The organism is Micromonospora sp. NPDC047730 (genome assembly GCF_043204765.1).
In the GTDB taxonomy this organism is placed as follows: domain Bacteria; phylum Actinomycetota; class Actinomycetes; order Mycobacteriales; family Micromonosporaceae; genus Micromonospora.
Genome location: NZ_JBIDCU010000001.1, coordinates 768,814 through 780,815, shown reverse-complemented (window position 1 = coordinate 780,815; position 12,002 = coordinate 768,814). Strand labels below are relative to the sequence as shown.

The window sequence follows — 12,002 nt, the reverse complement described above, 5'->3', positions numbered from 1 at the left end:
GGCGCTTCCCCGCCGGCCCGACCGGACAGGCCGATGGAGACCCCCGAGAGACCACCCACCACATCGTTGATCTTGGTGGGGGACAAGGTTAACCCGAGTTCGCGTCGACCGCCCGCCGAGCCGGAAACGACCGACCGCATCTCGTCCACAATGTGGACGGGGCGCTGCTGCGGGCGGCGCCGGCCGGCTCAGTCGGAGGCCGGAGGCACGCTGGTCGGCCATGTGAAATCGGCGACCAGGCCGACAGTGCCGCCGACCCGGCCGGCTGGCGGCCGATCGTCCCACCAGACGGTATGGACGCCGGCGGGCAGCTCCGGGTGGACGGTGGAACGCCCCGCCCGGACCCTTCGGGTGCGTACGCGGCTCGTCGTCCCGACCGACCTCGATCTCCCGGCCGTGCGGGCTCCGTCCCGGGTAGATGATCAGGGTGCCGATGCCGCCGCCGGGACCGAGGAGGACGCCGGCGGGTTGGTGAACCCGTACCCAGCTACGGGAAGTCGGGGAGGAACGGTGCCGTCACGTCGGCGGCGCTCAGCCCCGGCGACAGAGAAAGCCGTTCGGATTCGTGATCCCGGTGGTGAATTCGAACCGGTAGGTGACGTCGCCCGCCCGTCGCCGTCGTTGTCGATATGGATCTCGTATCGCACGTCGTCGCCGAACCCGAAGAAGCCACCGTGCGAAATGGATCGAGGCTCGGCCGGGCACCCGGCCGGCAACAGGGAAAGACCCTACGGCCGGGGGCGGCCGTACGCGGTCGTGCGCTTGCGGGCCGGGCGTCCGGCAGCCGCCGCGATGGCGATCAACTGCTCCTCGGTACGCGCCGAACCGTTGCCGGAACCGGCCATCCGGGAGATCGTCTCCTCCATCAGCGTGCCGCCGAGGTCGTTGCAGCCGCCCCGCAGCATTGCCGCCGTGCCCTCGTCGCCGAGCTTCACCCAGGAGCACTGGATGTTGTCGATCCGGCCGTGCAGCAACAGCCGGGCCATCGCGTGCACCACCCGGTTCTCCCGCCAGGTCGGCCCGGGACGGGCGATGCCGGCCAGATAGATCGGGGCGTTGGTGTGCACGAACGGCAGCGCCACGAACTCGGTGAAGCCGCCGGTGCGGTCCTGCAACCCGGCCAGCACCCGGAAGTGCGCGAGCCACTGCGCGGGGTGGTCCACGTGGCCGTACATCATCGTGGAGCTGGACCGGATGCCCAGCTCGTGGGCCGTGCCGACCACCTCGACCCAGGCGGCGGCCGGCAGCTTGCCCTTCGTGAGCACCCAGCGCACGTCGTCGTCGAGGATCTCCGCGGCGGTGCCCGGGATGGTGTCCAGCCCGGCGTCGCGCAGCCCGGTCAGCCACTCCCGCACGGACACGCCGGCCTTCGCGGCGGCGGTGACGATCTCCATCGGGGAGAACGCGTGCACGTGCATCCCCGGCACCCGCGCCTTGATCGCCCGGACCAGGTCGGCGTAGACGGTCACCGGCAGCTTCGGGTCGATGCCGCCCTGGAGGCAGACCTCGCTGGCGCCGGCCGCCCACGCCTCCTCGGCCCGGTCGGCGACCTGCTCCACCGAGAGCCGGTACGCGTCGGCGTCCCGCTCCCGCTGGGCGAAGGCGCAGAACCGGCAGCCCACGTAGCAGACGTTGCTGAAGTTGATGTTGCGGTTGACCACGTACGTCACGTCGTCGCCGACCGCCGCCCGGCGGGCGGCGTCGGCGAGCCGGCACAGCTCGTCGAGCGCCGGCCCGTCGGCGGCGAACAGCGCCAGCGCGGCGTCGGCGTGCCGCGGGTCGAGCAGCGCCGCCGGGTCGTCGGCGGCCAGCCGCAGCCCGGCCCGCAGGTCGCGGTCGGTTCCGCCCCCGCCCCCGGCGGTGACCTTGCCGGCCACCTCCGACCAGTCGCCGTAGACGTGGTCGAAGTCGCCGCGCCGGTCGCCGGTGCGCCCGGTGGTGTCGATGGTGGCGTGCAGGTCGGTCCGGCCGCCGTACGTCTCGTCGGGCTCCTGCCAGGGGCGGCCCACCGGCCGCGCCGCCTCGACGGCCAGTCCGGTCGCCGGGTCGGCCAGCGCGCCGACGTGCGGCAGCAGGCGCGGGTCGAGCCACGGGTCGCCGGCCCGCACGTACTCGGGGTAGATCGTCAGCCGCTCGCGCAGGGTGAACCCGGACTTCTCCGTCTGCCGGGCCAGCTCGTCCAGCTGGGGCCAGGGGCGCTCGGGGTTGACGTGGTCCGGGGTCAGCGGGGAGACCCCGCCCCAGTCGTCGATGCCGGCGCGCAGCAGCAGGTCGTACTCGCCCTCGATGAGGTTCGGCGGGGCCTGGATGCGGGCCTTCGGCCCGAGCAGCACCCGGGCCACCGCCACCGTGGCGGCCAGGTCGTGCAGCTCCGCGTCGGGCATCCCGCGCATCGCCGTGTCCGGCTTGGCGCGGAAGTTCTGCACGATCACCTCCTGGAGGTGGCCGTACTCCCGGTGGGCACGCCGGATGGCAAAGATCGCGTCGACCCGCTCGGCGGGGGTCTCGCCGATGCCGATCAGGATGCCGGTGGTGAACGGCACCCCGACCCGGCCCGCGTCGTCGAGCACCCGGAGCCGGACCGCCGGCTCCTTGTCCGGCGAGCCGAAGTGCGGGCCGCCCGGCTCCGACCAGAGCCGCGTCGCCGTGGTCTCCAGCATCATCCCCATGCTGGGCGCGACGGGCTTCAGCCGCTGCAACTCCGACCAGGACAGCACGCCCGGGTTCAGGTGCGGCAGCAGCCCGGTCTCCTCCAGCACCGCCACCGCGCAGGCGCGCAGGTAGTCCAGGGTGGAGTCGTAGCCGCGCTCGTCCAGCCACTGCCGGGCCGCCGGCCAGCGCTCCTCCGGCCGGTCGCCGAGCGTGAACAGGGCCTCCTTGCAGCCCTGGGCCGCGCCCGCCCGCGCGATGGCGAGAACCTCGTCGCGGTCGAGGAACGCCGCCGGCAACCGGTGCGGCACGGTGGCGAACGTGCAGTAGTGGCAGCGGTCCCGGCACAGCCGGGTAAGGGGGATGAAGACCTTCTTCGAGTACGTCACCACGCCCGGCCGCCCGGCCTCGCGCAGCCCGGCGTCGCGGACGGCGCCGGCGACGTCGAGCAGCTCGTCCAGCGCGTCGCCCCGGGCGCTCAGCAGCGCGGTGGCCTCGTCGACGTCGAGCGCCCGCCCGGTCGCCGCCCGACGCAGCGCCCGCCGCACGCTCGCGTCACTCGGGCCGGGCTCGGTGCGATCAACCATCCGCCCAGCCTAAGCGCTCGCCGGCCGCACCCCGCCCGCCCGGCCCACACCGTGAACAAGGGCACGCACCCTCGCCCCACCGCCGGACCGGCCGCCCAGCGGGACGCCGGACACGACCGCCCGGCCGGGTGTCGGGCACCGGACGCCGGGTGCCGAGTGCCGGACGCCGGGTGCCGAGTGCCGGACGCCGGGTGCCGGGGGCCGGGCGTCGGGAAACGCGAGCGCCCCGCACGTGGTCGTGCGGGGCGCTCGGGTGGTGCCGTCCGGTCAGCGCGGGGCGTCGGGAGTGTCGCCCGGGTTGATGCGCTGGGTGAGGTCCGGCTCCCCGTCGGTGGGGCGCGGAATCGACTGGGTGGGCTCGACGGACTGGCGCGGGATCGCCTGGGTCGGTTCGGCCGAGGGCGGCGGCCCGAACGGCGGGGCGGTCGGCGACGGCCCGAACGGGGGCGCCGATTGCGGCGCGGTGGCGGCCGGCGGGCCCGGCTGCGGCGCCGGGTGGAACGGCTGGGTCGCCTGCGGGCCGCCGAACGGCGCCGGCTGCTGGCCGTACGGGGCGCCGTACGGGCCGGGGGCCGGCCAGGCGCCCGGCTGACCGGGGATCGGCTGGCCAGGCTGACCCGGCTGACCGGGGACCGGCTGGCCCGGGGCCGGGTAGCCGCCCTGCTGCTGCGGCCAACCGGGCTGCGGCTGGCCGTACACGCCGGGCTGGGCCTTCGGCTTCGGGACGTAGTACAGGGTGCGCCAGATCTTGAAGACGACGAACGCGGCGAGCGCGAGAAGCCCCAGCCAGGCCACCCGGGAGAGCAGGCCGAGGAAGGCGTCGAGGACCTGGCCCTCGGAGAGCAGGTCGAGCGTCCAGACCAGGAAGGTCAGCACGCCGAACAGCGCGCTGACCGCGTACTCGCCGAGGGCGACCTGGGTGATCAGTTTCGCCTTCGGCGCCGGAGGGCGCACGTGCGTGGCGAGCAGCACGGCCAGCAGCGGCAGGGCCACCGTCTCGATGCCGACGAAGGCGGGGAAGGCGTTGCCCGCCCGGCCCGCGAAGGGTACGTACTCGGCCGGCGTCAGCAACCGGATCAGGCCGACGAAGAGGAACACGGCGTTCGCACCGAGGAGCACGAACGCGGCGAGTTCCCGCAGCGGCTTGGTCAGTTGGCTGGCCTGCGTCGCGTCGGTGGACGCGGGCTCGGCGGGGCTGGTCACGGGATCCCCCTTGGGGCGAAAGCGGACAGTTGCCGACGTGAGCCTAGTCTCCCGGGCCAGCGGCGGATCCGAGGCGGCTCGTGCGCGAGGATGTTCGGCATGCGCATCGTGGTTCTGACGGGCGGCATCGGGGGCGCCCGCTTCCTGCTCGGCGTCCGGGCGTACGCCCGCGAGGTCGGCGCCGAGGTGACCGCCGTGGTCAACGTCGGCGACGACCTGTTCCTGCACGGGCTCAAGGTCTGCCCCGACCTGGACAGCGTCATGTACACGCTGGGTGGCGGCGCCGACCCCGAGCGGGGCTGGGGCCGCGTCGACGAGAGCTGGACGGTCAAGCAGGAACTGGCCGCGTACGGCGCCGAGCCGACCTGGTTCGGGCTCGGCGACCGGGACGTCGCCACCCACCTGGTGCGCACGACCATGCTCAACGCCGGCTACCCGCTCCACGCGGTCACCGAGGCGCTCGCCACCCGCTGGCAGCCGGGCGTACGCCTGCTGCCGGCGACCGACGACCGTCTGGAGACGCACGTGGTGGTGAGCGGGCCGGCGGTCGCGGGCGAGTCCGGCGCGGACGGGCCCGACGGCGGCCAACGGGCGATCCACTTCCAGGAGTGGTGGGTGCGCCACCGCGGGAACGTCCCCACCCACCGGTTCGTCTTCGTCGGCGCGGAGACGGCGAAGCCGGCGCCCGGCGTCGTGGCGGCGATCGCCGGGGCCGACGTGGTGCTGATCGCGCCGAGCAACCCCGTGGTGAGCATCGCCCCGATCCTGGCCGTGCCCGGGCTGCGCGAGGCGGTCGCCGACGGCCCCGCCCCGGTCGTCGGCGTCTCGCCGATCATCGGCGGCGCGCCGGTGCGCGGCATGGCGGACCGCTGCCTGGAGGTGCTCGGGGTCGAGTGCAGCGCGGCCGGGGTGGGCCGGCTCTACGGCGGCCGGGCGGCCGGCGGGCTGCTCGACGGCTGGCTGGTCGCCGAGGAGGACGCCGACGTCGTGGTGCCGGAGGTGACGGTGCGCGCGGTGCCGCTGCTGATGACCGACGAGACGGCGACGGCGGCCATGGTCCGCGCCGCACTGGAGCTGACATGAGGCTGGAGATCCTGCCGGTGCCGGGCATCGGTCACGTGTCCGAGGGCGACGACCTGGCCGCCCTGATCGCGAACGCCGCGCCGTGGCTGCGCGACGGCGACGTGCTGGTGGTGACCAGCAAGATCGTCTCGAAGTCGGAGGGGCGGCTGGTGGACGTTCCGGCGGACGGGCCGGAGCGGCTCGCCGCGCGGGACGAGGTGCTGGCCGCCGAGACGGCGCGGGTGGTGGCGACCCGGGGCGCGACCCGGATCGTGCAGACCCACCACGGCTTCGTGATGGCCTCGGCCGGGATCGACGCCTCGAACGTCGACAAGACCCGGCTGGTGCTGCTCCCGGCGGACCCGGACGCCTCGGCCCGGGCGCTGCGCGCCGCCCTGCGCGACCGCTACCACGTCGACGTCGCGGTGATCATCACCGACACGATGGGCCGGCCCTGGCGCAACGGGCTCACCGACGTGGCGCTCGGCGTCGCCGGCATGGAAGCGATCCGCGACCACCGGGGCGAGGTCGACCCGTACGGCAACGAACTCCAGCTCACCCAGATGGCGGTCGTGGACGAGCTGGCCGGCGCGGGCGAGCTGATCAAGGGCAAGTGCGACCAGGTCCCGGTCGCCGTGGTGCGCGGCTACCTCACCGCGCCCCGGCCGGACGACGGCGCCGGTGCGGCGACGCTGGTCCGGGACGCCACGATGGACCTCTTCTCGCTGGGCACCGCCGAGGCGAGGGCGGCCGGGCTGGCCGCCGCCGCCACCCTGCCGGACGCCCCCAACCCGACTCCGCCCGACCGGGACGCGGTGCGGCGGGCGATCGCCGCGGTCGCCGGCGTGGTCGCGCCCGGCACGGAGTTCACCCTGGTCACCGACGAGGCCGTACGCGCCGGGATGGTCACCGCCGTGCCCGGCTGGCCGGCGGAGGCGACGGCGCTGGTGCTCGGCTCCCCGGCCGCCCCGGCCGGCCCGGCCGAGCTGGTCCGCTTCGGCGCCGACCTGCACCGCCTGCGCTCCGCCCTGGCGGCGGAGGGCGTCGCCTCGCTCCCGCTCCCCCCGCCCGCCGGCGCCCCCGCCGCCGCCTGCCTGGCCCTCTGACGGGCCTCCCGCCCCCGGTTCCCCGCCCCGCCTGTGCGGCGCGGGTGCAAGGTGGACGGCGCGGGGCGCGGAAGTGGGCTCGGCGCTCAGGAGTTGAGCATCGCCCGCCCCAGCGGGGTGAGGGTGTGCAGGACGCTGTTGCGGTCGCGGTGGCTGACCAGCAGGCCGGCATTGCGCAGCACGGTGGTGTGCTGGCTGGCGGCGGCCGGTGAGATGTTCAGCCGGCGGGCCACCTCCCCGGTGGTGCAGCCGTCGTCGCTGACCGCCAGCACGGCGGCCCGGGTGCGGCCGAGCAGCGCGGCCAGCGCCTCCCGTCCGGTGTCCGGCGTGCCCGGGCCGGCGCCCTCGGCGGGTGCCGGCAGCAGCCCGCCCAGCCGGTCCACCGGGTAGACCAGGACCGGGGGCAGCGCCGGGTCGAGCAGGGCCACCGGGGTGGGCGCGCAGAAGAACGAGGGCACCAGCAGCAGGCCGCGCCCGTCCAGGTGCAGCTCGCGACTGTGCGGGTAGCCGCGGACCTGGAGCACCCCGGACTCCCAGTGCATGGCGGGCCGCAGGCTGGCCAGCAGCCCCTCCACCCCGCCGTCGAGCAGCGCCCGGGCCCGCCGGGACCGGTCGGCCTCCACGGCCGCCTGGATCCGGGCCCAGTACGGGTCGATCGCCAGGTCGCGGTACTGCGCCATCGCGCCCGTCAGGTCGCGCAGCATGTCCGGCTCGCCCCGGGCCACCGCGGCGGCGCCGGCCGGCAGGGTGTGGCCGGTGGCGAGCAGCGACAGGTCGCGTTGCAGTAGCGACACGGGAGTGCTCCGGACCGCCTCCATGCCGGCCTCGAACCCGGACACGCTCTGGTAGGGGGTGAGGAAGTCGGGGAAGTAGCCGCGGGGCGGATTGAGCGACAGGAGGAGCCTCAGGCCGGGGGACCCGATGCCCTGGCGCAGTGCCCGGGTCACGCTGCGTCGCCAGCCCGCCAGCAGTGGGTCCCGGCCGCGACCCGGCAGCAGGTGCAGACTGAGGATCAGTTCCCACACCGGGTCCGCCGCCGGAGCCACCCGGGTCCGGAGGATGTCCTCGGCGGAGAAATAGATCTTCAGCATGGAGTGCTCCCGTGTCGCCCGGCCGAGGGGATGCCGGGTGACCGTTGCAGCCTACCCGGGCGGCACTTATCTCCGTCTTTAAGCCTGAGCTGAAAAACCTCGACGTCCATGGTGGGGGTTGGGCATGCTTCCACTGCCCGCACACGGGGACGAGCGCGTCGGCGACGCGTTCGCGGACCGGGGCGCCCTGGGGGACGGGGAGGACCGGGGGCCGGGCGGCACCACGAGGGTCTGCGGGCCTGCTCCGCAGAGGTGCTGTCCGGCCGCCGGCCCGCCGTGGCTCCCCGCGTCGGCCGGCGCCCGCCCGTTCACCCCACCCAGAGCGCCACGCGGTGGTCCTCGTCGGTGACGTAGAAGCTGCTCCCGTCCAGCTCGGCCAGCCCCTCCACGTGGTGGAACGGCGCCAGGTCGGCCACCAGCTCACCGGGGACCAGATGCCCGTCGCCGGGCGGCGGGAACCGGACGTGCCGGGAGGTGACGTCCCCGCCGGTCGGGTGGTCGTCGAGCAGCACCGAGCCCTTGCCGAGCGCGTCGATGGACCCGACGACCGCCGCGTAGCCGCCGTCGTCGGTGGGGGCGATCGCCCGGAAGCCGGCGAGCGCGCCGGGCGGGGTCACCCCGGTCAACACGTACGCGCCCACCGCCTCCGGCCAGGTCGGCACGGGGTCGAACATGCCCGGCACACCGGTCAGCTCGACCAGGATCGGGTCGCCGTCAGCCGTGACCGGGAAGCGGAGTCCGATCAGGACGCTGCCGGCCGGCGTGAAGGCGGCAGCCTCGACGTTCAGCGGCAGGTCGTCGGGGACGAGACGGCTGACCCAGCCCTTCGACCGGGCGGTGCCGCGCGCGACGGTCTCCCCGATGAACCGGGCCCGCACCCGCGCGCCCGGCGGCAGCGGGGTGAACGGCGCCTTGAGCAGCGCGTCGTTGACCGCCCGGTGCAGCCGGAACCGGTTGCGCACCACCTGCACCGGCAGCGCGCCACCCGCCGCGTCGTCCTCCCGGAACCGGGCCACGAAGGCGCGTCGCGGGCGCAGCGGGCCGCCCTTCGAGCCGAAGTGCGAGCCGAAGACGTAGACCCAGCCGTCGTGGTGGGCCAGGGCCTCGCCGTCCTCCGTCCGGCCGTTCTCGGCCCCGGCGTCGGCGGTCACGTGCCGGGCGACCCACTCGCCGTCGTCGCGCTCCAGCAGCAGGGCCAGGCAGCGCTCCACCGGCCCCTCGTCGAGCACCGTCCAGAAGCCGCGCCGGGCGCCGTGTGCGCGCAGCAACGCCACGGAGCGCACCGGCAGCAGGTCGCTGGCCTCGTTGCCGGCCACGACGAATTCCAGCAGTCGCAGGGTCACCCGGCCAGGGTACGAAGCGCCGGCTCGTACAGTGTCGGCATGCCCGAATCCCCCGCCGCCGCCACCGACCCCCGGACGTCGCCGCTGACGGACGCCGAGGTGTACGCGACGCTGCACGCCGACGCCGTCGCCACGCTGGAGCGCTGGGCCCCGACCGGCCCGGCCGCCGCCGAGGCCCGGGACCGCACCGTGCGGCTACTGGCCGCCGGGCCGGTGGCGATGAGCCGGGCGCACCGGGCCGGTCACGTCACGGCGAGCGCGCTGGTGCTCGACGCCACCGGCTCGCGGGTGCTGCTCTGCCTGCACGGCAAGTTCCGGAAGTGGGTGCAGCTCGGCGGGCACTGCGAGCCGGCCGACCGGACCCTCGCCGGCGCCGCCCTGCGCGAGGCCGGCGAGGAGTCCGGGATCGCGGGCCTGCGGATCGACCCGGTCCCGATCGACGTGGACATCCACCCGGTGAACTGCCAGGGCGGCTCCCTGCACTACGACGTCCGGTTCGCCGTCCTCGCCCCGCCCGCCGCGACGGAACGGGTCAGCGACGAGTCCGAGGCGCTGGCCTGGTTCCCGCCGGACCACCTGCCGGAGCCGCTGGCCGGGGGGACGGCGAAGCTGGTCGCCCCGGCCCTGGCGACGCTCAGACGAGCCCCTCTTCGCCCCGCTCCTTGAGCTCGTCGACGATCTTCTTGACGTCCTGCGCCCGGTCGCGCGGGCAGACCAGCAGCGCGTCCGGGGTGTCGACGACGATCAGGTCGTGCACTCCGACGGTGGCCACCAGCCGCCCGGAGTGCGGCACCACCACCAGCCCGGAGCTGTCCCGCAGCAGCACCCCCGGCTTGGCGTCGCCGCCGAGCACCACGTTGCCGTCCGGGTCGGCCGGCAGCACCTCGCCCAGCGTGTGGAAGTCGCCGACGTCGTTCCAGCCGAAGTCGCCCGGCACCGTGGCCACCCGCCCGGCGGTCGCCGCGCCCTCCATCACCGCGTAGTCGACGGAGATCTTCGGCAGCGTCGGCCAGACCGTGCCGAGCACGTCGTCCTGCCCCTCGGTGCCCCACGCCTCGGCGATCGCGACGATCCCGGCGTGCAGGGCGGGCTGCTGGCGGGCCAGCTCGGCGAGGAACACGTCGACCCGCCAGACGAACATGCTGGCGTTCCAGAGGTGCCGCCCGGAGCGCAGGTACGCCTCCGCCACCTCGGCGCTCGGCTTCTCCTTGAACTCGGCGACCGGGCGCAGCGGGCCGCCGTCGACCGGGTCGCCGGTCTGGAGGTAGCCGTAGCCGGTCTCGGCCCGCGTCGGGGTGATGCCCACCGTCATCAGCAGGCCCTGCTCGGCGCCGCGTACCGCCTCCCGGACGACCTCCCGCCACCGCTCCGGGTCGCCGATCAGGTGGTCGGCCGCGAAGGAGCCCATCACCGCCTCCGGGTCGCGCCGCGCGATGACGGCGGCGGCCAGGGCGATCGCCGCGCAGGAGTCCCGGGGCGACGGCTCGACCAGGATGTTCTCCTCCGGCAGCCCGGCCAGCTGGCGCGCCACCGCCGCGACGTGCGCGGTCCCGGTGACCACCAGGGTGCGCTCGGCGGTGGTCAGCGGGCCCAGCCGCTCGACCGTGGCCTGGAGCAGCGAGGCGGCGGAACCGGTCAGCGGGTGGAGGAACTTGGGGTGGCCGGCGCGGGACAGCGGCCACAACCTCGTGCCGCTGCCACCCGCCGGGATGACGGCGTAGAGCATCAGCACATCATGCCCGAACCGGGCCCGCCCGGACGCCGGGTTGCCACCCCGCCGCTCCGGGATCAGGCGCGCGCCCGGCTCCAGGCGGCGATGTGCACCTCGGCGCTGGACTCCCAGGTGAACTCCTTGGCCCGGTCGAAACCGGCCTTGGCCAGGGACAACCGCCGCTGCTCGTCGTCGAGCAACGCGGCCAGGTCGGCGGCGATCTGGTCGGGGGCCTCGCTGGTGTACGCCACCGCGTCGCCGCCCACCTCCGGCAGCGACAGCCGGGGCGTGGTGAGCACCGGCGCGGCGCACGCCATCGCCTCCAGGATCGGCAGGCCGAAACCCTCCCCGTAGGACGGGTAGGCGGCCACCAGCGCCCCGCCGAGGAAGCCGGGCAGGTCCGCGTAGCGGAGGTAGCCCGGGCGCAGCAGCCGCAGGTGCGACGGCACCTCCGCCACCGCGCGGTCGATGTCGTCGTCGTGCCCCTGGCCGCCGGCGACCACCAGGGCCGGCGGGTCCTCCCGGTCGGCCACCGCCCGGGCCCAGCCGCGGATCAGGTTGGGCACGTTCTTGCGCGGCTCCTTGGCCCCGAGGAAGGCGACGTAGCTGCTGCCGCCGAGCCCCAGCCGGGCGCGGACCCGGGCCTTCTCCTCCTCGCTGGGCGCGTGGAAGGCGGCGTGGTCGACCCCGTGGTAGGCGACGTCGATCCGGGTCGGGTCGGCGTCGAGCAGCCGGATCAGCTCGTCGCGGGTGGCCTTGCTCGGCACGATCACCCGGTCGGCGCGGCGCAGGGAGGTCTTGATGGCGCTGCGGAAGAACGTGCGCCGGGACTTGTCGTAGTGCTCCGGCTCGGTGAAGAACGTCGCGTCGTGCACGGTCACCGTGACCGGGCAGCCGGCGCGCAGCGGGCAGGTGTAGAAGGGCGAGTGCAGCACCTGCGCGCCCACCTGCTGGGCGAGCAGCGGCAGGCCGGTCTGCTCCCAGGCGAGCCGGGCGGGGCGGTGCGCGACGGCGGCCGGGGCGGGGATGATCTCCGCGCCGGGCAGCATCCGGGTGTAGCGCTCAAGGTCGGTGCGGAGGCTGACCACGGCCAGCTCCACCCCCGACCCGCACACCTTGCCGAGGGCGCCGAGCAGGCCGTCGACGTATCGACCGACACCGCCACGGTCGGCGGGGACACTCGTGGCGTCGATGAGCACACGGGGCGGGCGACCGGCGGTCACGGGGCGACTCCTTGCACTGCGATCTGT

Annotated in this window: 9 protein-coding genes; 3 read left to right on the top strand and 6 right to left on the bottom strand. The window is 75.2% G+C overall.

From position 1 onward, the window contains the following. Positions 1–728 precede the first annotated feature (728 nt). Positions 729–3,236, bottom strand: coding sequence for a bifunctional FO biosynthesis protein CofGH (locus ACGF5G_RS03745; RefSeq protein WP_393258715.1), 2,508 nt, complete (start codon positions 3,234–3,236; stop codon positions 729–731). A gap of 267 nt (positions 3,237–3,503) precedes the next feature. Beyond that, a complete protein-coding gene (locus tag ACGF5G_RS03740; protein ID WP_393258713.1) occupies positions 3,504–4,439 on the bottom strand; it encodes a hypothetical protein in 936 nt (311 codons plus the stop codon). Positions 4,440–4,538: 99 nt separating this feature from the next. Here ACGF5G_RS03740 and cofD point away from each other — a divergent pair, with 99 nt between their 5' ends. Both cofD and ACGF5G_RS03730 read left to right on the top strand, forming a co-directional pair. Continuing rightward, complete coding sequence (gene cofD, locus ACGF5G_RS03735; RefSeq protein ID WP_393258711.1) at positions 4,539–5,522, top strand: 2-phospho-L-lactate transferase; 984 nt, start codon at positions 4,539–4,541, stop codon at positions 5,520–5,522. Next, positions 5,519–6,607, top strand: a complete 1,089-nt coding sequence (locus tag ACGF5G_RS03730) for a coenzyme F420-0:L-glutamate ligase (protein WP_393258709.1) — start codon at positions 5,519–5,521, stop codon at positions 6,605–6,607. The genes cofD and ACGF5G_RS03730 overlap by 4 nt, the downstream gene beginning before the upstream one ends. 86 nt (positions 6,608–6,693) lie before the next feature. On the opposite strand, the gene ACGF5G_RS03725 is transcribed toward ACGF5G_RS03730, so the two are convergent. Beyond that, positions 6,694–7,698 carry a transcriptional regulator gene (locus ACGF5G_RS03725; RefSeq protein ID WP_393258708.1) on the bottom strand — a complete coding sequence of 335 codons (1,005 nt, stop codon included), beginning with the start codon at positions 7,696–7,698 and terminating at the stop codon, positions 6,694–6,696. A gap of 308 nt (positions 7,699–8,006) precedes the next feature. Beyond that, positions 8,007–9,041, bottom strand: coding sequence for a hypothetical protein (locus ACGF5G_RS03720; protein WP_393258706.1), 1,035 nt, complete (start codon positions 9,039–9,041; stop codon positions 8,007–8,009). 39 nt (positions 9,042–9,080) lie between these two features. On the opposite strand from ACGF5G_RS03720, the gene ACGF5G_RS03715 reads away from it, so the two are divergent. Next, complete coding sequence (locus ACGF5G_RS03715) at positions 9,081–9,707, top strand: NUDIX hydrolase (protein WP_393258705.1); 627 nt, start codon at positions 9,081–9,083, stop codon at positions 9,705–9,707. Here the strand turns inward: ACGF5G_RS03715 and ACGF5G_RS03710 are convergent. Continuing rightward, positions 9,676–10,767 (bottom strand): sugar phosphate nucleotidyltransferase, encoded by a 1,092-nt coding sequence (locus tag ACGF5G_RS03710; RefSeq protein ID WP_357692357.1) that lies wholly within the window; start codon positions 10,765–10,767, stop codon positions 9,676–9,678. The genes ACGF5G_RS03715 and ACGF5G_RS03710 overlap by 32 nt on opposite strands. A 62-nt stretch (positions 10,768–10,829) precedes the next feature. After that, a complete protein-coding gene (locus ACGF5G_RS03705; protein ID WP_357462467.1) occupies positions 10,830–11,975 on the bottom strand; it encodes a glycosyltransferase family 1 protein in 1,146 nt (381 codons plus the stop codon). Between the last annotated feature and the right edge of the window lie 27 nt (positions 11,976–12,002).

Excerpts from the sequence above, each read along its gene's own strand:
- ACGF5G_RS03745 (WP_393258715.1), bottom strand. The coding sequence starts at position 3,236 with ATGGTTGATCGCACCGAGCCCGGCCCGAGTGACGCGAGCGTGCGGCGG.
- cofD (WP_393258711.1), top strand. The coding sequence starts at position 4,539 with ATGCGCATCGTGGTTCTGACGGGCGGCATCGGGGGCGCCCGCTTCCTG.
- ACGF5G_RS03730 (WP_393258709.1), top strand. The coding sequence starts at position 5,519 with ATGAGGCTGGAGATCCTGCCGGTGCCGGGCATCGGTCACGTGTCCGAG.
- ACGF5G_RS03725 (WP_393258708.1), bottom strand. The coding sequence starts at position 7,698 with ATGCTGAAGATCTATTTCTCCGCCGAGGACATCCTCCGGACCCGGGTG.
- ACGF5G_RS03715 (WP_393258705.1), top strand. The coding sequence starts at position 9,081 with ATGCCCGAATCCCCCGCCGCCGCCACCGACCCCCGGACGTCGCCGCTG.
- ACGF5G_RS03710 (WP_357692357.1), bottom strand. The coding sequence starts at position 10,767 with ATGCTCTACGCCGTCATCCCGGCGGGTGGCAGCGGCACGAGGTTGTGG.